This is a genomic window from Gracilibacillus halotolerans, assembly GCF_014206945.1.
GTDB classification, from domain to species: domain Bacteria; phylum Bacillota; class Bacilli; order Bacillales; family Amphibacillaceae; genus Gracilibacillus; species Gracilibacillus halotolerans.
Genome location: NZ_JACHON010000001.1, coordinates 94,323 through 114,887 on the forward strand (window position 1 = coordinate 94,323; position 20,565 = coordinate 114,887).

At 35.9% G+C, this 20,565-nt stretch carries 21 protein-coding genes; 19 read left to right on the forward strand and 2 right to left on the reverse strand.

The genetic code is table 11. The annotated features are described in order from the left end of the window. Positions 1-8: 8 nt before the first annotated feature. The 5 genes from GGQ92_RS00495 (at position 9) to coaD (ending at position 2,558) form a co-directional block, all read left to right on the forward strand. Positions 9-242, forward strand: coding sequence for a YlbE-like family protein (locus tag GGQ92_RS00495; protein ID WP_184243449.1), 234 nt, complete (start codon positions 9-11; stop codon positions 240-242). Positions 243-329: 87 nt separating this feature from the next. Next, positions 330-743, forward strand: a complete 414-nt coding sequence (locus GGQ92_RS00500; RefSeq protein WP_343068753.1) for a YlbF/YmcA family competence regulator — start codon at positions 330-332, stop codon at positions 741-743. Positions 744-812: 69 nt separating this feature from the next. Further along, on the forward strand, positions 813-1,088 hold the full coding sequence (locus tag GGQ92_RS00505) for a YlbG family protein (protein WP_184243451.1): 276 nt from the start codon (positions 813-815) through the stop codon (positions 1,086-1,088). Positions 1,089-1,510: 422 nt separating this feature from the next. Further along, positions 1,511-2,080: a 16S rRNA (guanine(966)-N(2))-methyltransferase RsmD gene (gene rsmD / locus GGQ92_RS00510; protein ID WP_184243453.1), complete on the forward strand. Its 570-nt coding sequence runs from the start codon at positions 1,511-1,513 to the stop codon at positions 2,078-2,080. Beyond that, entirely contained in the window at positions 2,073-2,558 is a 486-nt protein-coding gene (coaD, locus tag GGQ92_RS00515; RefSeq protein WP_184243455.1) for a pantetheine-phosphate adenylyltransferase, read from the forward strand. Before rsmD ends, coaD begins: the two co-directional genes overlap by 8 nt. Here the strand turns inward: coaD and ylbJ are convergent. Then, positions 2,555-3,745: a sporulation integral membrane protein YlbJ gene (gene ylbJ, locus GGQ92_RS00520; protein WP_184243457.1), complete on the reverse strand. Its 1,191-nt coding sequence runs from the start codon at positions 3,743-3,745 to the stop codon at positions 2,555-2,557. The genes coaD and ylbJ overlap by 4 nt on opposite strands. Positions 3,746-3,807: 62 nt before the next feature. Between ylbJ and GGQ92_RS00525 the strand changes: the two genes are divergently transcribed. After that, the gene (locus tag GGQ92_RS00525; RefSeq protein WP_184243459.1) at positions 3,808-4,827 is read left to right on the forward strand and encodes a SepM family pheromone-processing serine protease; all 1,020 of its coding nucleotides are present in this window, start codon (positions 3,808-3,810) and stop codon (positions 4,825-4,827) included. A 424-nt stretch (positions 4,828-5,251) separates the two neighbouring features. Here the strand turns inward: GGQ92_RS00525 and GGQ92_RS00530 are convergent, their stop codons facing one another. Continuing rightward, complete coding sequence (locus GGQ92_RS00530) at positions 5,252-6,460, reverse strand: nucleotidyltransferase (protein ID WP_184243461.1); 1,209 nt, start codon at positions 6,458-6,460, stop codon at positions 5,252-5,254. A 171-nt stretch (positions 6,461-6,631) separates the two neighbouring features. Between GGQ92_RS00530 and GGQ92_RS00535 the strand changes: the two genes are divergently transcribed. From GGQ92_RS00535 to murD, 13 genes are all read left to right on the forward strand, one after another. Further along, on the forward strand, positions 6,632-7,147 hold the full coding sequence (locus GGQ92_RS00535) for a YceD family protein (protein ID WP_184243463.1): 516 nt from the start codon (positions 6,632-6,634) through the stop codon (positions 7,145-7,147). Between the two features lie 31 nt (positions 7,148-7,178). Next, the gene (rpmF, locus tag GGQ92_RS00540; RefSeq protein ID WP_184243465.1) at positions 7,179-7,352 is read left to right on the forward strand and encodes a 50S ribosomal protein L32; all 174 of its coding nucleotides are present in this window, start codon (positions 7,179-7,181) and stop codon (positions 7,350-7,352) included. 230 nt (positions 7,353-7,582) lie between these two features. Further along, a complete protein-coding gene (locus GGQ92_RS00545) occupies positions 7,583-8,008 on the forward strand; it encodes an RsfA family transcriptional regulator (RefSeq protein ID WP_184243467.1) in 426 nt (141 codons plus the stop codon). 293 nt (positions 8,009-8,301) lie between these two features. Further along, a complete protein-coding gene (locus tag GGQ92_RS00550; RefSeq protein ID WP_184243469.1) occupies positions 8,302-8,691 on the forward strand; it encodes a DUF3397 family protein in 390 nt (129 codons plus the stop codon). A gap of 89 nt (positions 8,692-8,780) precedes the next feature. After that, positions 8,781-10,403, forward strand: a complete 1,623-nt coding sequence (gene bshC, locus GGQ92_RS00555; RefSeq protein WP_184243471.1) for a bacillithiol biosynthesis cysteine-adding enzyme BshC — start codon at positions 8,781-8,783, stop codon at positions 10,401-10,403. Between the two features lie 171 nt (positions 10,404-10,574). Beyond that, positions 10,575-11,006 (forward strand): division/cell wall cluster transcriptional repressor MraZ, encoded by a 432-nt coding sequence (gene mraZ / locus GGQ92_RS00560; protein WP_184243473.1) that lies wholly within the window; start codon positions 10,575-10,577, stop codon positions 11,004-11,006. 26 nt (positions 11,007-11,032) lie between these two features. Further along, the gene (gene rsmH, locus GGQ92_RS00565; RefSeq protein ID WP_184243475.1) at positions 11,033-11,971 is read left to right on the forward strand and encodes a 16S rRNA (cytosine(1402)-N(4))-methyltransferase RsmH; all 939 of its coding nucleotides are present in this window, start codon (positions 11,033-11,035) and stop codon (positions 11,969-11,971) included. 14 nt (positions 11,972-11,985) lie between these two features. Beyond that, positions 11,986-12,363: a cell division protein FtsL gene (ftsL, locus tag GGQ92_RS00570; protein ID WP_184243477.1), complete on the forward strand. Its 378-nt coding sequence runs from the start codon at positions 11,986-11,988 to the stop codon at positions 12,361-12,363. A 9-nt stretch (positions 12,364-12,372) separates the two neighbouring features. Then, positions 12,373-14,574: a penicillin-binding protein gene (locus GGQ92_RS00575; RefSeq protein ID WP_184243479.1), complete on the forward strand. Its 2,202-nt coding sequence runs from the start codon at positions 12,373-12,375 to the stop codon at positions 14,572-14,574. An 87-nt stretch (positions 14,575-14,661) separates the two neighbouring features. Then, the gene (locus GGQ92_RS00580) at positions 14,662-16,587 is read left to right on the forward strand and encodes a stage V sporulation protein D (protein WP_184243481.1); all 1,926 of its coding nucleotides are present in this window, start codon (positions 14,662-14,664) and stop codon (positions 16,585-16,587) included. An 86-nt stretch (positions 16,588-16,673) separates the two neighbouring features. Next, positions 16,674-18,140 (forward strand): UDP-N-acetylmuramoyl-L-alanyl-D-glutamate--2,6-diaminopimelate ligase, encoded by a 1,467-nt coding sequence (locus GGQ92_RS00585; RefSeq protein WP_184244739.1) that lies wholly within the window; start codon positions 16,674-16,676, stop codon positions 18,138-18,140. Positions 18,141-18,175: 35 nt separating this feature from the next. After that, positions 18,176-19,159 (forward strand): phospho-N-acetylmuramoyl-pentapeptide-transferase, encoded by a 984-nt coding sequence (mraY, locus tag GGQ92_RS00590; RefSeq protein ID WP_184243483.1) that lies wholly within the window; start codon positions 18,176-18,178, stop codon positions 19,157-19,159. Then, a complete protein-coding gene (gene murD, locus GGQ92_RS00595) occupies positions 19,156-20,502 on the forward strand; it encodes a UDP-N-acetylmuramoyl-L-alanine--D-glutamate ligase (RefSeq protein WP_184243485.1) in 1,347 nt (448 codons plus the stop codon). The genes mraY and murD overlap by 4 nt, the downstream gene beginning before the upstream one ends. Positions 20,503-20,565 lie beyond the last annotated feature (63 nt).

Sequence of the window (20,565 nt, forward strand, 5' to 3'; positions counted from 1 at the left end):
AGGTAACAATGGAACCTGAGTGCTATGAACACCTTATGAAGAATAAGGACCTAATTCGATTTATTCGTATGAACCCTGAATGGTATCGGTATTTGATGAGAGAACCAGACAGGGTTTTTGAGATGGAAAGGTTAGCAAAAGAGTATTTTGGAAAGACTATTACACAACGGATGGATAGAATGCAACAAAACATTCAATTAATTCAATTCTTAATGAATATGGCGAACTCATCTTCCGATTAGAGAGTTTGCCTCTTTTCATTCGTTCATAAAATTGATAAGATGGAAATGGAGGTGATTTAAATTATAGCAACAATTGAATTCGTAGAGATTTTAGATAAATCAGAAGAGTTAGGAAAATTAATTCTTCAATCTAGTACAATGGAAGAATACAATGCAGCAAAGAATGAAATGGATAATGATCCACAAGCTCAAACATTAATTGCTCGCTTTAATAAAATGAAAGAAAAATACGAAGAGGTTGAACGTTTCGGCAGGTATCACCCAGATTATAGTACGATCATGAAAGAAGTAAGAGTTTCCAAACGGGAGATGGATATGCATGAAACGATTGCCGCTTATAAAATAAAAGAAACTGAATTACAAAGTTTTCTTGATGAAATAAGTCAAATTGTAGCATATTCAGTTAGTGATAAGATCATGGTCCCGATGGATGGTGCTCTGTTTAAAGATGGTGGCTGTGGTTGCGGTTCAGGTGGAGGTTGTGGCTGTCAAGCATCTTAACATATTGGAGCCTCTGGGTCTAGATTGGTACGGCAAACGGGCCGAATACAATAAAGTGAGGATAAAATTATGTTAGTTGAACGCCAAGGGTTAGCGATATGGTTTCAAAAGATGAAAAATGTTAAATTTATTAAAAAATATGGACACCTTGTGTACGTATCTAAAAAAATGAAATATGCAATTCTCTATGTAGATATGGAAGAAGTGGATGAAATCATGAACTCTCTAAAAAAACTTCCGTACATACGAAACGTAGAGGTATCCTCGAAACCATATATTAAAACAGAGTTTGAAAGCGTAAAAGCGGAAGATGAAAAAGAGTATGATTACAAAATGGGAATTTAATTATTATTTAGTATAGAGAATCAGTACGGCCGCTAGAATAAAGATAACATTCTATCTAATTCATATTTAAAGACAAAAAAACCTGCAGTTCATTAATAACTGCAGGTTCTTTTTATTACCACTGATGGTAATAAAAAGATAAAGGGAGAGGAGAAACCGGAGTAAGGACTTATGGGGAAATGTAAGTCTTCTCCGTTTGAAAGCAACTATTTAAGTGAGTTGCTTCAGTCCAAGTTTGGACGTTATTTCATGTTTTTATACATCGAAATTAAAATAATTATTTGCTATATAGAAAATAATAGAACGATAAATAGGAACGTGTGTTAAAAGAGAGTGACTCACGGTCTTACGAAATATTTGTAGGCTATAAATAAATCGTGCTATATTAAGATAGATTTATGAATGATATGGGATGTGAGCCAATGAGAATAATCGCTGGAAAATGGAAAGGTCACCCTGTTAAGGCGGTTCCTAGTAACAAGACTAGACCAACCGGGGATAAAATAAGGGAAGCTATCTTTCAAATGATTGGGCCGTATTTTGAAGGAGGAAATTGCCTAGACTTATTCGCGGGAAGTGGTGCTCTCGGGTTAGAAGCTTTAAGTAGAGGAATGGAAAAAGCTATTCTTGTCGATATACAGAAGAATGCGGTAGAAACCATACACCATAATGTAAATCGATTACATGCGGAAGAGATTACAGAGGTGTATAGGAATGATGCGTTTCGAGCATTAAAAGCATTACGAAAAAGAGAATTAAAATTTGACTTAATATTCTTAGATCCACCTTACCATAAAGTGTCGTATGAAAAATTACTCGAAGCTGTAGTGTCTAGTGACATCATAAAACAAGATACGTATATTGTTTGCGAGCATGACGCTGAAAAGAATCTAACATTTTCAACGGATGATATTTCTATGATACGACGTGAAATATATAATAAAACAACAGCAATCACCATTTTCAAAAAGGAGAGTATAAATCATGCCTAAATTAGCAATTTGTCCAGGTAGCTTCGATCCAGTTACATATGGTCACATAGATATTGTTCAGCGAGGTGCAAAGGTATTTGATGAAATCGTTGTAGCAGTATTTAATAATGCATCTAAGCAACCATTATTTAATATAGAAGAACGTGTAGCATTATTAGAAGAAGCTACTAAGGACATTCCAAATGTTACGGTTGATGCTTGCGATGGATTACTGATGGATTATGCAAAGCGTAAAAATGCCCATGCGATTCTAAGAGGATTGCGTGCCGTTTCCGATTTTGAATATGAAATGCAGATTACAGCAATGAACCGTAAATTAAATGAGGATATAGAAACGTTCTTTGTTATGACAAACAATCAGTACTCTTTCCTAAGTTCAAGTATTGTGAAAGAAGTAGCGAAATATCATGCGAATGTAGCTGATTTAGTTCCACCAGTAGTCGAACAAGCTTTAAAAGAGAAGTTTAAAAATTCTTAACGCTTTCTCTTTCCTAATAACGTTAGAAAAAGATACATAAAATACATAAATAGAATAATAAGCGTAGTCACAATAAAGAAGCTCTGTATACTTAACCAAATAGAACTAATATCTTTCGTATCGAAATTTTGCCAATTTGAAACCAGTGCTATTGGCTCCTGATATAAGGGCTTAAACAAAATAATTGTTAAGACGATTGCATAGACACCATGTATGAGTCTGGCAACAAAATAAGGCTTGAATCGAACATCCGTAGTTGCTAAAATACTCGCAACTTGTGCTTGTACAGAAAAGCCATTAAAAGCTAAGAATACAGAAACCAACATAGCAATATGTAACATAGAGCTATTTATTTGTGACATTTCGAAGGCGCCAATTGTTATTTCAAATATTCCAGATATAAACGGAAGAGCTAATACTTCTTCCATAGACATTGATCTCAGAATATATTTCAAACCTTCTGCAATTACATTCGTTAAGTAAAGTTGTTTCATTAATTGTGTGATGACAGAAAACAAAACGATAAATCCACCAATCATGATTAATGTTTTTATGGATCGCTCGACTGAATCACCTAATACCTTACCTAAAGAGCGATTGTCTTGAACTCTAGCATGGTGTAAGGCTCCTAAGGCCTTGTGAAATGAAAAGCTTGTCCTATACATAGTACCAGATTCATTTCGTTTATAATATCTCATGCTTACACCTACAAAAAAGTTACTAATATAATGTACAACTGCTAGAAGAATGCCGAGCTGTTGATCGTGGAAAAAACCAATTGCAACGGCACCTATGATGAATAGTGGACTTGATGAATTTGTGAAGCTAACTAGACGCTCAGCTTCTGTTTTTGTGAGTTGATTAGCTTGACGCAGTCTTGCAGTGAATTTAGCGCCTGAAGGATAGCCACTGGCCATTCCCATTGCCCATACGAAGCCTCCAGCACCAGGTACATTAAAGAGTGGACGCATCAATGGTTCTAGTAAAACGCCTATGAAATGTACGACCCCAAACGCTATTAATAATTCTGCTATAATGAAGAAGGGAAGCAAAGAAGGGAATACAGAGGTAGCCCACATTTCTACGCCTCTTTTACTTGCTTGCAGCACTTCATTTGGGAATATAATAGTAGTTGCGGCTAAGGTACAAGTTATTACTGCTAAAAAAATTGTATAAATCCGTGGCATAGGATCTGTCGCTCCTTTAGAAGATATCTTTATCGGAAGTTCATTAAGAAAGTAGGTTGGACATGAAAAATAAAAAAAGTATTACTAAAACTTTGATTTTGGGTATTTGTGGCTTAATCATTATTGGTTTGTTTGCATACCCGTTACCTTTTTATATACAAAAACCTGGCAGTGCAGATCCACTAGATCCTATAGTATCCGTTGATGGTGGTACAGAAAGTGAAGGCGATATGCATTTAGTAACAATTAGAAGTGGCAAGGCTAGTCCAATTATGTATTTATGGGCAACCATTACGGATTATTATGAAATAATACCTGAGAAACAGTTACTTCAAGATATAACGGACGAAGAATACCAGCAAATGCAACTATTAATGATGGAAAATTCACAAGAACAGTCTACAGTAGTAGCATATGAAGCTGCTGAGGAAGAGATTACAATTAATTTTAATGGTGTGTATGTTGTAGCTGTAATGGAAGGTGTGCCTGCAGAAGATAAGCTTGAGACAGGAGATGTTATTGTTGCTGTTGATGGTGAAGAAATTAAAGAAGCAGATGATTTAACAGACTATGTAAGTAATAAGAAAAATGCAGGAGATTCGATTGTACTAACAATTGAGCGTGAAGAACTTATAGAAGAAGTAGAGATTGAACTAGTCAGTTTAGAGCAATTAGACGGAAAACCTGGTATAGGAATTTCTCTAGTCACGGATCGAAAAGTGGAAGTAGATCCGAAGCTTACTTTTGAAACAGGTAAAACGGGTGGACCAAGTGCAGGTCTCATGTTTGCATTAGAGATTTATGATCAGTTAACGGAAGAGGACATAACTCAAGGTTACCAAGTTTGTGGGACTGGGGAAATAGATTATGAAGGTAATATAGGTAGGATTGGTGGAGTAGATAAAAAAATAGTTGCTGCTGATAAAGCTGGCTGTGACATATTTTTCGTACCCAATGAACAGAATAGCGAGACGTCCAATTATGTTCAGGCAAGAGAAACGGCAGATGACATCCAAACAGAAATGGAAATCGTTCCAGTAGATCATTTCAACGACGCACTTGGATATCTACAAAGTAAATAGAAAAGCGCAAGCGCCTTGCTCACCCCCCGACAAGCTTAAGTAAGGCTTGACGGAGCGTTTTTTGCCACAGAATAGCATTACTTCCTATTCTATTGAAAGCGAGGCTGGGACAGAATTATTTAATCATACTACAAACCGAACGATTCGTTAGAATCAGTTCTGTTTGTATGCTTTTTATAATTGCTTCGCTAAAACACTTCGCTTATACCTCGGCAAGGCTCTGTTGCAACGCCGAACATCACAAACTAAAGTTTTTATATAACTTTTGTAATTAGTTGAGGCGTTGTCGAGGTATAGGAAACACTGTGCAAGTATTTTTTGCACAGATGTTAACTTATACCCTATGGGTAAAAGCGAAGTATTTTGACAAGGCGTTAGTATAATATTAGGATTTTATATTATGAAAATTACTCTGGCTCAGTCTCTAAGTATATATAATAGGTGATTGGAATTCTTGTAAGCTTTTTTGTCTTCGTATATTCGTTGAGAGAATGGAATAATAAGCATGATTTATTCTTCGCACATGATCTTGATAACGATAAGGTGATTTACTACTTGTGTAGAGGGTGAATTCTAGCTCTTTTGATTTGAGATAATGTAGATAAGCACGTCCAGTTTGATTCATACCTAAAATACGAACTTCAGGTTCTTGCTTGCGAAGTTGAAGCATCTCATCTTTTGTTGTGTTAGTTAAAATATGAGTGAAAATACGTTGGATACTTGTCCATGTATACCGCTTTGTTTTAACTCGTTGGATAAAGTCTGTATAACTGTCTGCCTTCTCTGCCGCTTGATAAATACGATTTTCAAGTCCTTCTTTTATACCGTGAATTGCTTGAAGGTCTTTCCTATTACTAGTTAGTATTCGATTAATGAGTAACGGAAAATATAGTTCCCATAGATGCCATGTCTTTGTTTCCTCATAATAGTCATTCATTATTTGTTCCGTTGATGAGGGGACACTAGCCTTCATGGAGTCATTCCAATTATTATTTCGTATTAATTCATTACGTATACTTGTTGCACTCGCAATAGGTCCATTAATTTCGTTATCATGATAATTATTATGTATTCTTGGTATAGTTAATGGCATCATGGAAGTGTTTTGTTCCAATATTTGTCTAACATATTGTCTACCGAGAATATTATTAGGTTTTGTAAGATCTAAAGTCTCACCTTTAGGTCCAATATCTTTATGAGCTTTTTCATGTGCCATTGGATAGGAAAGTCCATCGTTTAGGTGCTTTTTTAATACCTGTTTATATGTTTCTTCGTTAGAATGTATCCATTTTTCCATACGGATAAATTCTTCGATATCGCCATGTTCACTTCCAAAACAGAGATAGTCAGCGTGTAATTTATTTAGAATTGTGACAGCACCTTGAGAAAAATATTCACTATGTTGAACAGCATAAGGGTAGGGTAATTCTATAACGAGGTCCACTCCTTGAGAAAGAGCCATTTTTGATCGTGCCCATTTGTCTACGATTGCAGGTTCTCCTCTTTGGAGAAAGTTACCACTCATAACAGCAATCATACATTCAGCATTAGATAGTAGCCGAGATTGATTGAGATGGTGTAAGTGCCCGTTATGGAAAGGATTATATTCGACAATTAGTCCACAAGCTTTCATGTTTACCTCCATTATGGTACATTATTATAGGAATAGTTAATTCTTGAATAGATGTTTGTTTTGTAGTATATCATATATCTGTAATGTTAGGATACGACTGTAAAGAAAAAACATTGACAAATCATGATTTTCCTTTTAAAATATTTCTTGTTGCCTTGAGGTGAATTAACATTGAAACTATCTCTTCAAAAACTTAGACACTTAAACGGGGAAGCTTTGCGTGTAGATGAGATGGAAGATATCCGTGAGATCAAAGAATTAAACAATGATATTCGTTCGGTAGAGCCCGTTCATGTAGTAGGTACAGTAAGAATGAATGGGGACAAGATTTTTTGCCAACTTCAAGTAACGGGTAAAATGATTTTACCTTGTGCGAGAACATTAATTGATGTTCCTTATTCTTTTGAAGTACATGTAGACGAAACGTATACAACGGATGAATTTAAAGAATCTGAAGAGATCCACTTAGTAAAGGGAGAACTTCTTGACTTAACCCCTGCTATCAGAGAAAATGTACTACTGGACGTTCCAATGCGTGTGTTTGCGGAAAAAGAAGAGCTTGAAGCAAATACGGTAGATGAAGGGGAAGGTTGGACACTGATAACAGATGAACAGAAAGAAAAGAAAGTAGATCCCCGCCTAGAAAAATTGCAACAATTTTTCGAGAAGAATAAAGAAGACAATTAATTTATTGCTTCTTTTAAAGGAGGTGTAAGGCATGGCAGTACCTAAGCGTAAAACATCTAAAAAAGTAAGAGATCAAAGACGTACACATAAAAAGCTACACGTACCTGGATTAGTAGAATGTTCGAATTGTGGTGAACCTACTAAACCTCACCATGTATGTAAATCTTGTGGACATTATGGTGAAAAACAAGTGGTAGAGCAATAATTATAAAAACAAGCAATCCAAATAAAGGTTGCTTGTTTTTTTAGTTAGAAAACGAAAACCAGCTTTCCTTACTCTATAAAATGGGTTACTAGCAAATTGAATTACGACTACTTGATTAAGCTCCTCTTTGGGGAAATTACTACAAAGTATATGTAACTTCCTAAAATTCTGATTCTATCTCCTCTATTAATTGCATAGATTGATAGCAAATGAATCTAGGAGGTGAGGCCATGCAAAGCAATCGTCAAGACGCATGGACACAAGAAGAGGATCAACTGCTCGGGGAAATTGTACTTCAATTTATTAAAGAAGGGAAGACCCAATTACAGGCATTCTCTGAAGCGGGTGAGCAGTTGTCAAGAACACCTGCTGCATGCGGTTTTCGATGGAATGCTACATTGAGGAAGCAATATGAAAATGATATTCAACAGGCTAAGAAAAATAGAAGATCTCGCGCTTTTGTGAAAAGCAATCAGGTTGGAGCAAATCCTGGCATCGAAGAAATTATGAAAGGAATTGAGGATTTACAACGATTCTATCTTCAAGTAGGGGAGTCTGAGAGCTTTAGGAAAATTTATGAAGAAAATGCTCATTTAAAAGAGAAGGTTTCAGACTATGAAAATAAAATAAAGAAAATAAAAGAAATCCTTGAGTAATATAGCAATGGAACAAGCATAATAATATATTCCTCACTAATAATCCTTCCAAATATAGATTAAGACTAATCACCTATTAACCTAGAATGTAAATCTTAATGAACATATAAGAGTTGTACAATGGGCGAATCGTTCTTTCTTTAAAGCAACGTTCGTTTCTCACTAAATGAGATAAAAGTCATTATTTGTCGGTGATTAGTCCTTTTTGCATAACAGGCATTGTTAAATTATGAATTCTGTCGTATTATTTTCATAGGTAATTAGATTCTTATGAAGATAGTGAGGATAGAAGAATGATCACATTCCTAGCTTATGTTCTAGCATTTATGGGAACCTTTCCTATACTTATAACATTTATTGTTTTTCGAATTAGTCGTTTTCTTGCAATAAACAAGAAAAAGTCTTTTCTAATGGCAGTGAACTATACGACAATTCTATATTTCATTTCAACGTGTGTTATTTGGTATACATTATCCGTACATAATATTTTCCTTTATGGAATCATCATTCTTCTTCTCCTATTCATAAGTTCGGTGTTTATCTGTTGGAAAAAATATACCGATATTGTCTTTGCGACGGTCTTTCGTTTCTTCTGGCGTATAACCTTCTTATTTTTCTTTGTAGCGCATCTATTATCTATAATCGCTGGTCTCTTGTTATACATCATTCGATATTCTGGATAATCATATCTTTTATAAACAAATTATGTGCGTTTTCTTTTTTGATTATGTACAATACAAGTGGAATGACATAAAGAAGGAGAACGTTATTGATGGTAATTGAACCACTGACTACAAAATGGACAAACCCTTTCATAAAGGATTACATACAAGGAAACGAACAAATACTTAATTTTTATGACTATTCTCCATACTCTAAGGATGTATTTCGAAAGAGAAAAGAGGATTTAGATAAACTAGTGTTTGAACGTGACGTATTAACAGATGTGTTAATGACCTTAAATAAAAACTGGAATGCAGATAATGTCACATTACAAAATATTGAACGGCTTGAACAAAAAAATAGTTTAGTTGTAATTGGTGGTCAACAAGCTGGCCTACTCACTGGTCCAATGCTGTCTATACATAAAATTATTTCCATCATATCGTTAAGCAAGCAACAAGAAAAAGAACTAGGTGTTCCAGTCATACCTGTGTTTTGGATAGCTGGTGAAGATCATGATTATGATGAGATCAATCATGTATTTCTTCCTAAAGAAGGGGAATTAACGAAACATATATATCCATCTTCAACATGGAACAAACTTTCTATTTCTGAACGTACTATTATAGAAGAAGAACTAAAAAAATGGGTTCATGAAGCGTTTCGTTACTTTGAAGAAACAGAACATACGTATGATTTATATAACATGGTTGATAGAGTGATTGAACAGTCACACAATTTAGTTGATTTCTTTGCACAAATTATTCACTGGTTGTTCAAGGAGACAGGACTTGTTTTAATTGATTCCGGGAATTCGCTTGTTAGGAAAATAGAAAGCAACCTTTTTATACAAATGATAGAGAAACAACCTGCTATTAGCCAATCCGTTTATACTACACTGGAGAATTTACGTACAAGAGGTTACTCTGTATCTGTAGAAGTCGAGGAAGATGATGCTCATTTGTTTTATCATCTTCACGGTGAACGTATATTGTTAAAAAGAAAAGACGATAAATGGATAGGGAAAAATCAGGAGTGTGAACTTTCAACAGAAGAGCTAATCGAAATAGCGAAAACGAGCCCTGAGAGATTAAGTAATAACGTAGTGACTCGTCCATTAATGCAAGAAATGTTGTTTCCTACTTTAGCCTTCTATGGAGGGATGAGTGAAGTAGCATATTGGGGAATACTTAAAGGAGCTTTTCATCATTTGGATATGAAAATGCCACCTGTTTTACCGCGTACTTCGTTCACTTGGATAGAAAGGAAAGTAGAAAGGTATCTTGATAAATACGGTATTCCTATTGAGCAAGCGATAATGAGCGGAGTAGATGAATACAAAATGAATTGGTTAAAAGCTCAACTAGCTCCACCACTAGATCTCATGATTGATGAGTTTAAGGAATCGATAAAAAAACAACATCAAGTGTTTCAGGATATAGCAGCAAGTTGGCGTCCAGATATGGAGAACTATGCTGAAAAAAATCTAGAATATATTCTGCAACAAACCGAAAATCTTCGAAACCAATTTCATCGTGAACAAGAACGAGACTATAGCCAAACGTTAAATGAATTTGATTATTTAAATGCACATCTTTACCCTAATAACGGCTTTCAAGAACGGTCATGGAATATTTTTTACTTTCTTAACCGATTTGGTGTAGATAAGTTCAGGACATTCTTCAATGAAGATTATTCGTACAAACAATTACATTATGTGATCAAATTATAATAAAAATCGTAGGTCTGTTAAAGACTTACGATTTTTTTGTTTATAAAGAGAAAAAGCAAGATGAAATGGATGAAAATATTACCTGTAAGAAAAATACATACTTTTTTAATAAAATAGTGGAGGAAAGTGGGGGGATGTGGTACGATAAATAATGAAAGTGGGGTGCATGGTATGTTCATGGGTGAATATTCTCATAACATTGATACAAAAGGCCGAATAATTGTTCCTTCCAAGTTTAGAGAAGACCTTGGCGATCAATTTGTTATTACTCGTGGTCTTGATCAATGTTTATTTGCTTATCCTATGAATGAATGGCACCTATTAGAGGAAAAACTAAAGAAACTCCCACTAACAAAAAAAGATGCTCGTGCTTTTACGCGGTTTTTCTTTTCAGGAGCCGTGGAATGTGAACTCGATAAACAAGGAAGAATAAACATACCAGCACCACTTAGAAAATACGCAGACATTGAAAAAGAATGCTCTGTTATTGGTGTATCCAATCGAGTAGAGTTTTGGGCAGCAGATAATTGGAATTCGTTTGTTGAAGAGTCAGAGGATTCATTTGCAGAAATCGCTGAAAACATGATTGATTTCGATTTTTAACCAATCCAATAAGAGGATGAGCATAGATGTTTGAACATTATACAGTATTAAAGAAAGAAGCCGTTATAGGATTAGATATTAAACCAGACGGTATTTATGTCGATTGCACACTAGGTGGTGGCGGTCATTCTGCTTCCATCCTATCTAAGTTGAGTGATAAAGGTAGACTATATGCATTTGATCAGGACGATGAAGCGCTTATCGCTGCAAAAGAGCGATTAATGAACTATAAAGCTAACGTAGAATTTATAAAAAGTAATTTTAGAAATATAACCGAACAATTACATAAGAGAGATGTAACTAAGGTAGACGGTGTTTTGTTTGATTTAGGGGTATCCTCCCCACAACTGGACGAGGGTGATAGAGGGTTTAGTTATCATCAAGATGCTTCTCTAGATATGAGGATGGACCAAAGTTCTGATTTGACCGCGTATCAAATAGTAAATGAATGGCCGTATGAAAAGTTAGTCTCTATATTTTTTAAATACGGTGAAGAAAAGTTTTCAAAGCAAATCGCTCGAAAAATTGAATCTACAAGAGAAACGAAGGCAATTGAGACAACATTAGAACTTGTAGAAGTTATTAAAGAGGCAATTCCAGCTGCGGCAAGACGCACGGGAGGTCACCCTGCAAAAAGAATATTTCAAGCAATTCGAATTGCAGTCAATGATGAACTAACAGCATTTGAAGAAGCGATTGAACAAGCTGGAAAGCTACTAAAACCAACAGGACGTATTGCGGTCATAACTTTTCATTCATTGGAAGATAGAATATGTAAACAAACGTTTAAACAGTGGAGCACTCCACCATCTATACCCCGGAATATTCCAGTATTACCGAAAGAACAGCAAGCCGATTTCCGCTTAATAACTAGAAAACCAATTCTTCCTACTGACGAAGAATTAGAGCAAAATAGAAGATCACGATCAGCAAAATTACGAATCGTTGAAAAAAATGAAGGATAAGGAAGGTGACAGAGATGAGTAGTCAACACGCAAGAAATTTTGAATCGTATCAAACTCCAGTAAAAGAGCAGACAAGAAAAGTTGTACATAGAAAAGTAAAAGTTAAAAAAGCGTGGGTAACACGTGGAGAAAAGATAATGTATACATTATTTTCCGCTATTTTTATTTCTGCTATGTGTTATATTGTTACATATAGTTTTTCTTTAGATTCGATGAATCGCTCTATCCAGACAGTGAATACACAAATCGATCAACAAATGACAACGAACCAAAACCTTGTATATAAACAAAAAGAACTTAGTCAGCCTTCTCGTATTATCGAAAATGCTAAAAAGCACGGATTAAAGGTTCAAAATACACAAGTTAAAGAAGCTAGTAAGGTTACGGAATAGGGTGAGCCAATGAAAACAAAAACGACAAAATGGATGCCAATTGTTTGGATGATACTATTCGCAATTGGCTTTCTTATTGTATTTGGACGTGTTTTGTACATACAAGTAACAGGAGAAGTTCAAGGGGTATCCCTCACAGAGTTAGCCGAAGAAAAGCGAACGAATTATTATACAATCCCTGCTAAAAGAGGAACGATTTTTGATCGTAATGGGATGCCACTGGCAGAAGATAAAATAGTATATCGTCTTTATGCAGTATTAGATGAAGGACAAACAATTAATCCCGAGAAACCTAGACATATTGTCGATATAGATGAGGCGGCGGATAAGATAGCACCTATTATCGGGATGGAGCCTAGTGAAATGAAACGAAGGATGGTAGAAGGGAAAGAAGAAGAGCGATTCCAAGTCGAATTTAGTAATTATGGTAAAGAATTAACCCAGACTCAAAAGGAAGAGATTGAAGCATTAGAAATTCCAGGCATCTATTTTGAAGAAGAACCGGTTCGTTTTTATCCGAATGGAACATTTGCTTCACGAACAATAGGTTTAGCACAAAAAAACGATGAGGGTAAAATTGTAGGAATTAATGGAATGGAAAATTATATGGATGAATACTTAACTGGTCAAGATGGAAGCATATCCTATCAGCGAGATAAGTATAATTTCAAACTATTAAATCCTAATGAAGTATTAAATCAAGCAGACGATGGGGAACAAGTATATTTAACAATAGATCAGAAGGTTCAAACATTGTTAGAAGACTCTTTATCTGTTATAGAAGAAGAATATGAACCTACGAAAATGTCTGCCGTTGTCATGCATGCAAAAACTGGCGAGGTTTTGGCCATGAGTAATCGTCCAAGTTATGATCCTAATAACTTTGGGGATGTAGAGAATTGGTTTAATGATGTGATCTCCAACCCTGTCGAACAAGGATCAACGTTTAAAATATTTACCTTAGCTGCAGCTGTTAATGAAGGTGTCTGGCGGGGTGACGAATATTTCAAATCAGGATCATACAAAGCTGGGCCTAAAATAAAGCCAATTAGTGACCATAACGGTGGTAGAGGTTGGGGAAGTATAACGTATCTAGAAGGTTTCCAAAGATCTTCCAACGTGGCAGTGGCGAAACTTGCTTATGAAAAGCTTGGATCGGATAAATTTTTAGAATACTTACAAGCGTTTGATCTAGATAAAGAAACAGGTATTGACCTTCCAGGAGAAGTACCAGGTCGAATCTTATTTGATAATCCTATCGAACAGATTACTACTTCGTTTGGTCAAGGAACCATTACGACACCTATTCAAATCGTTAAAGGATCTTCCGCTATTGCTAATGGTGGAGAAATGGTCAAACCCTATTTGATCAAGAAGATAGTTGATTCAGAGACTGGAGAGGTAATTGAAGAAAAGAGTAGAGAAGTAGTTGGACAGCCTATTACAAAGGAATCAGCGGATCAAGTTTTAGATATTATGGAAAGTGTTATAACTTCAGAGGCGGGAACTGGAAAAGTGTTTGGATTAAATGACTATACTGTAGCAGGTAAGACTGCAACAGCTCAAATACCTAACCCAGAAACAAGAGGATATAAAACAGGTTGGGGAAATTATATTTATTCTTTTATTGGGATGGCACCTGCGGAGGATCCACAGTTAATTATGTATATATCCGTTCAACAACCAGATCTCGATGAAGAGACATATGAGCCTGGTAATGTGACGACCTCTTTTATCTTTAAAAATGTTATGGAGAATAGTTTGAAATATTTAAATATCGAACCAGATAAAGAAGAAGTAAAAGTAGAAAACTTAAAAACTGTCCCTGATTGGAAAGACAAATCTACAAACAATGTGGTGGAAGCATTTAAAGAAATGAATATAAATCCTATCGTTATCGGAGACGGTGAACGTGTCGTAGATGTGAATGTAAAACCCGGTGAAAAAATTACAACTGCTCAAAAAGTATTAATCGTTACTAATGAGCCAACAATGCCTAATATAATAGGTTGGTCTCTAAAGGATTTACTTACGTTAAAGGATTTAATCGAATTAGATATTGAGTGGATTGGATCAGGCTTTATTCACAAGCAAAGTATTGAGCCTGGAACATCAATTCAAAGTGGAAGTTACTTGATGGCTGAGCTTCAGGAACCAACTAATGATACTAAAAAAGTCAATAAAGATGAACTAGAAGAACAAACGGAATAGTGAATGGAATCCTTGGTACAACGTTCTATTCTTATTAGGACAAACATATATTGGACATAAAGTATTTCTTGCAGAAGGGGCAGAGATATGAAGAGAATTGCCAATATAATGGTTCAGAGAAGAATAGTCGTTATCTTTACATTTGTGTTTTTGTTTTTCATTATTTTACTAGTTCGATTAGGTTACGTACAGTTTGTTTTGTCACCTTTTTTAGTTGGACAAGCTGAGGAATTATGGAGCAGAGATATTGTATTCGAACCAGAAAGAGGTAAAATCGTTGACCGAAATGGGGAAGTGTTAGCAGAAAATGTTTCGGCTCCTACGGTGATGATTGTACCAAGGCAAATTGAGGATCCAGAGAATACTGCTAAACAACTTGCAGAAACCTTATCTATGGATTATGATCGAGCGCTAGAAGAAATAACAAAAAATGAACGAATTGTTCGTTTACATCCCGAAGGAAGAAAGATTTCTGAGGAAAAGGCCCGTGCTATTCAAGAATTAGCGCTCTCTGGCGTTTATGTGGCAGAGGACTCCATTCGGCATTATCCAAAAGGGGATTATTTATCGCATGTATTAGGTTTTAGCGGGATTGACAATCAAGGACTAACTGGATTAGAACTATTTTATGAAGAACAGCTAAGTGGAACCCCAGGAAGTTTGTCTTTTTATAGTGATGCTAAAGGACGTAGAATGCCTCATAAGGCTGATAAATACAAAGAGCCTGTTGATGGCTATGATTTGAAACTTACGGTAGACAATAAAATACAAACGATTATTGAGCGGGAATTAGATATTGCAGAAAACAAATATAATCCTGATGGAGCAATAGCGATTGCTGTAAATCCTAAAAATGGAAGTATATTAGGTATGGCTTCAAGACCGAACTTCGATCCAGCAAACTATCAAGAAATTTCGGCTGAAGTGTACAATAGAAATTTACCAATATGGAGCACCTATGAACCAGGTTCTACTTTTAAAATTATTACTTTAGCTGCAGCTTTAGAAGAAGGGAAAGTAGATTTACTAGAAGATGACTTTCATGATCATGGTTCTGTGGAAGTCGGAGGAACACACCTTCATTGCTGGAAAAGTGGGGGACATGGCCACCAGACTTTCTTAGAAGTAGTACAGAATTCATGTAACCCTGGTTTTGTTGAGTTAGGGCAGCGATTAGGCAAAGAACAGCTATTCTCTTATATCGAAAAATTTGGTTTTGGTACGAAAACTGGAATTGACCTTCAAGGAGAAGCGAACGGAATTTTATTTAACTTGGAGAATGTTGGTCCTATTGAGCTAGGTACTACATCATTTGGTCAAGGTGTCTCTGTGACACCAATACAACAAGTAATGGCTGTTTCTGCTGCTATCAATGGAGGCTATTTATATGAACCATATGTAGCTGAAGGGTTTATCGATCCAACTACAGGAGAATTAGTTGCGGAAAAAGAGCCAGAGATGAAGAGAAGAGTCATCTCTCAAAATACCTCTGAACAGATTAGAGATGCATTAGAACATGTTGTAGCACTAGGTACTGGTAGAAGTGCTTTTGTTGAAGGCTATCGTTTAGGCGGTAAAACTGGAACAGCACAGAAGGTGGGTCCTGATGGTGGCTATATGGAAAATAACCATATTGTTTCTTTTATCGGCTTTGCACCGGCTAATGATCCAGAAATCGTTGTTTATGTAGCGGTAGATAATCCAAAGGGCGTTGTACAATTTGGAGGTGTGGTTGCAGCTCCAATTGTTGGAACGATTATAAGTGATAGTTTGAGAGCATTAGATGTCCCTAAACAAGAGGATGGGATAGAGAAAGATTATCAGTGGCCGGAAGAACCGCTTGTAGAAATTCCGGATTTAATCGGATTAGAAACAAAAGAATTACAATCTTATTATTTCAACTTTCAAATTGATACAGTCGGGGATGGAAATGTCATTCTTGATCAAGCGCCTGCAGCAGGAGAAAAAGTAGAGCAGGGGAGTAAAATAAGGGTTGTATTAGGTGAAAAATAGTGATAAAGTTTGAACGATAAGTCAATCTGTTTCTGATATAATAGAGAATATGACTTGTTGGATATCAAATGGAAAAAGGTGATGGAATGAATTTGCAGCAGTTAATAGAAGTACTTCCTGAATACAAGATAATAAACAAAGATATAGATTCAGAGATAACTTCTGTTGAAATAGATAGTCGGGAAATTATTGCAGGCTCACTATTTATCTGTATAGAGGGTTATACAGTAGATGGACACGATTACGTGGAAACGGCAGTCAAAAATGGAGCGGTAGCAATTATTTCAGAAAAAAAATTATCGATACAAGATGTACCAATCATCCTAGTTCCCGATACCAAACGAGCATTACCTTTATTAGCAAATAACTTCTATGCTCATCCATCCCAACGTTTTCGACTTATTGGAGTTACCGGAACAAACGGAAAAACTTCTGTATCCCATTATATTAATGAAATATTGAGAAAAACCGGACAGAAAACAGGTCTAATTGGAACGATTGAAATGAAAATCAATGAGACTTCTTATCCGGTGAAAAATACTACTCCAGATGCATTGTTTTTGCAAAAGAGTTTTAACAAGATGAACGATGCTGGAGCAGAAACTGTAACAATGGAAGTGTCCTCTCATGCATTAGATTTAGGAAGGGTACATGGAAGTGACTTTGATATAGCAGTATTTACAAATCTTAGCCAAGATCATTTGGACTTTCACGGAACAATGGATAACTATTTAGTAGCGAAATCATTATTATTCTCTCAATTAGGAAATACGTATAATACGAACCGTCCTAAATTCGCAATTATTAATAATGATGATAAAAATAGTGACTTTTTAAAACGTGTGAGTGCCCAACCAATTCTAACTTATGGAATTCATACTCCATCTACTTTCCAAGCATATAATATTCAGTATGGTTCGACTGGTGTTTCGTTTGATATGCAAACACCAGAAGGGAATATATCAATTAACAGTCATTTAATGGGTGAATTTAGCGTATATAATATGTTGGCAGCAGCTACTTGCACTTATGCGTGTGGGATACCATTGGAAAGTATACAAAGAGCACTAGAAAAAATGGATAGCGTTAAGGGGCGTTTTCAGCCAATTGCCAATACGAAAGAAATAGGCGTCATTGTAGATTATGCACATACACCCGATTCACTTAAAAACGTGTTAAAAACGATTAAGCAGTTTTGTAATGGAAAAATTCATGTGGTTGTTGGCTGCGGAGGTGACCGTGATCGTACAAAAAGACCTTTAATGGCACAGGCTGCATGTGAATTAGCGGATTTAGCTATATTTACTTCGGATAATCCACGATCTGAGGATCCTGCTCAAATTTTAAACGATATGACAACAGATCTTGCTTACAGTAATTTTAAGGTAATAGAGGATCGTGAATCAGCTATCCGAGATGCTATTAAGAACGCTACTGCAAACGATATTGTTTTAATTGCTGGTAAAGGACATGAAACCTACCAAATACTTGGAAATCAGACTATTGATTTCGATGATGCAAAAATAGCAGCAAAATACTTAGAAAAGTACTAGTAAATGAAGCAGTACGAAGATTGGAGAGAAAGACCTTGAACGTTTACACCTTTTTTGTAACGATAGCAATTGCATTTCTTGTGACGGTTTTACTCTCCCCGATTCTCATTCCATTTTTAAGAAGATTAAAGTTTGGGCAGAGCATACGGGAGGAAGGACCAAAATCACATCAAAAGAAATCAGGTACACCAACGATGGGGGGAGTAATGATTATTGCGAGTATTAGCATTACCTCCCTTATCGTTATTATGAAAGTTCAACAAGGAATAGGTTATGAAATAGGCCTGCTACTTCTTGTTTTATTAGGGTTCGGACTTTTAGGCTTTTTAGATGATTTTATTAAAGTTGTAATGAAGCGAAACCTCGGTCTCACATCGAAACAAAAACTTTTAGGCCAGATTATTATCTCAATTATTTTTTATTTAGTTTTAAGAAACCAATCGTTTTCAACGGCCATTTCCATACCAGGCACAGATATTTCTTTTGATTTAGGGTGGTTCTATGCCATTTTTATAATCTTTATGCTTGTAGGAAGCTCTAATGCTGTGAATCTTACCGATGGGTTAGATGGGTTGTTAGCTGGTACTGCAGCTATAGCCTTTGGAGCATTTGCTATCCTATCTTGGTATAGTAATTCTAATTTAGTTATTACACTCTTTTGTCTAGCTGCTGTAGGTGCATTATTAGGATTCCTCGTGTTCAATGCACATCCGGCTAAAGTGTTTATGGGGGATACTGGTTCATTAGCTCTAGGAGGAGTAATTGCAGGAGTAGCAATTCTACTAAAAATGGAAATCCTCTTAGTTATCATTGGTGGAATTTTCGTTATTGAAACCTTGTCCGTTATTATACAAGTTATTTCCTTTAAGACAACAGGTAAGCGTGTATTTTTAATGAGTCCATTGCATCATCATTATGAGCTTAAAGGCTGGTCAGAATGGAAAGTGGTAACGACTTTTTGGGCAGTTGGCTTTTTGTTTGCCATTCTTGGTATATATATTGAGGTGATGACTACATGAGAAACCTTCAACATTTTCCATATAAAAGCTGTCTTGTGCTAGGCCTAGCTAAAAGCGGTACCGCGGTGTCGCGCTTACTTTTAGATAATGGCATCCGCGTCCTAGCCAATGATAAAAATGGAACAGAAATGGATCCCAATGTTCTAGCACTAAAGAGCTTGGGAGCAGACGTAGTTGTTGGTAGTCATCCTCTAGAGCTTTTATCGGGTGTAGACGTTATTATCAAAAACCCAGGAATACCTTATGAGAATGAACTTCTACAAGAAGCAATGAAACAAAATATACCCATCCTCACGGAAATTGAATTGCTATATTACTTTGAAGTTCAACCTCTTATAGCAATAACTGGGTCTAACGGGAAAACAACTTCTACAATGCTAACATACGAAATGTTGAAAAGTAGTACGATTACTTACCATTTAGCAGGTAATATTGGTCATGTAGCTTCAGAAGTTGCGAGAGATATGGAAGCGGAAGAGGGGATGGTAGCAGAACTATCGTCATTTCAGCTTCAAGGTGTAGAAAAACTAAAACCGAAAATTGCTATTGTGCTAAACATATTTGAAGCACATTTAGATTATCATCACACATTAGATAATTACCAGAAGGCGAAATCGAATATTTTTATAAACCAGGATAAAAATGATTACCTTATTTATAATGCGGATGATACAAGAGTTACACAAATGGTTGCTCATGCAAACTCAACGAAGATTCCGTTTAGCCGTAAAAAGGAATTACCGGACGGGATTTATAGTACAGAGACAGCTATTTACTTTAAAAACGAAAAAATTATTGATTTAGAATCTATTTCTCTAGTAGGAGAACATAATATCGAGAATATACTTGCAGCTGTCGGAGCTGCAAAACTTAGTGGTGCAAGTAATGAGGCGATTGTGAATGTTTTAACGACATTTACAGGTGTCAAACACCGATTACAATACGTTAAGAGTGTATCAGGTAGAAGCTTTTATAACGACTCGAAAGCTACAAATTTATTAGCTACTAAAAAAGCTCTTTCTGCATTTAATAAACCGACGATTTTACTTGCTGGCGGTCTCGATCGAGGCAACGGCTTTGAGGATTTAGTCAGTTCGATGAGTAATGTTAAGGGAATGATCGTATTTGGTGAAACGGCCGATAAATTAAAAGAATTGGCGAAAAAAGAAAACATACCCCATATCTATCATGCTACTAATATGGACCAAGCGGTAAAGCAAGCTTATGCTATATCAAACAAGGATGATGTCATTTTGCTTTCGCCTGCCTGTGCTAGTTGGGATCAATATAAAACTTTTGAAGAGCGAGGAGACATGTTTATTGATGCCGTGCATAAGCTATAGTAGGGGCTTGTCTCATAGGAAACTTAAATAAATTGATAGAATAAAGCCCCTAAATTACATGAT

Coding starts and splice junctions, on each gene's coding strand:
- GGQ92_RS00495 (WP_184243449.1), top strand. CDS start 9: ATGGAACCTGAGTGCTATGAACACCTTATGAAGAATAAGGACCTAATT.
- GGQ92_RS00505 (WP_184243451.1), top strand. CDS start 813: ATGTTAGTTGAACGCCAAGGGTTAGCGATATGGTTTCAAAAGATGAAA.
- rsmD (WP_184243453.1), top strand. CDS start 1,511: ATGAGAATAATCGCTGGAAAATGGAAAGGTCACCCTGTTAAGGCGGTT.
- coaD (WP_184243455.1), top strand. CDS start 2,073: ATGCCTAAATTAGCAATTTGTCCAGGTAGCTTCGATCCAGTTACATAT.
- ylbJ (WP_184243457.1), bottom strand. CDS start 3,745: ATGCCACGGATTTATACAATTTTTTTAGCAGTAATAACTTGTACCTTA.
- GGQ92_RS00525 (WP_184243459.1), top strand. CDS start 3,808: ATGAAAAATAAAAAAAGTATTACTAAAACTTTGATTTTGGGTATTTGT.
- GGQ92_RS00530 (WP_184243461.1), bottom strand. CDS start 6,460: ATGAAAGCTTGTGGACTAATTGTCGAATATAATCCTTTCCATAACGGG.
- rpmF (WP_184243465.1), top strand. CDS start 7,179: ATGGCAGTACCTAAGCGTAAAACATCTAAAAAAGTAAGAGATCAAAGA.
- GGQ92_RS00545 (WP_184243467.1), top strand. CDS start 7,583: ATGCAAAGCAATCGTCAAGACGCATGGACACAAGAAGAGGATCAACTG.
- GGQ92_RS00550 (WP_184243469.1), top strand. CDS start 8,302: ATGATCACATTCCTAGCTTATGTTCTAGCATTTATGGGAACCTTTCCT.
- bshC (WP_184243471.1), top strand. CDS start 8,781: ATGGTAATTGAACCACTGACTACAAAATGGACAAACCCTTTCATAAAG.
- mraZ (WP_184243473.1), top strand. CDS start 10,575: ATGTTCATGGGTGAATATTCTCATAACATTGATACAAAAGGCCGAATA.
- rsmH (WP_184243475.1), top strand. CDS start 11,033: ATGTTTGAACATTATACAGTATTAAAGAAAGAAGCCGTTATAGGATTA.
- ftsL (WP_184243477.1), top strand. CDS start 11,986: ATGAGTAGTCAACACGCAAGAAATTTTGAATCGTATCAAACTCCAGTA.
- GGQ92_RS00575 (WP_184243479.1), top strand. CDS start 12,373: ATGAAAACAAAAACGACAAAATGGATGCCAATTGTTTGGATGATACTA.
- GGQ92_RS00580 (WP_184243481.1), top strand. CDS start 14,662: ATGAAGAGAATTGCCAATATAATGGTTCAGAGAAGAATAGTCGTTATC.
- GGQ92_RS00585 (WP_184244739.1), top strand. CDS start 16,674: ATGAATTTGCAGCAGTTAATAGAAGTACTTCCTGAATACAAGATAATA.
- murD (WP_184243485.1), top strand. CDS start 19,156: ATGAGAAACCTTCAACATTTTCCATATAAAAGCTGTCTTGTGCTAGGC.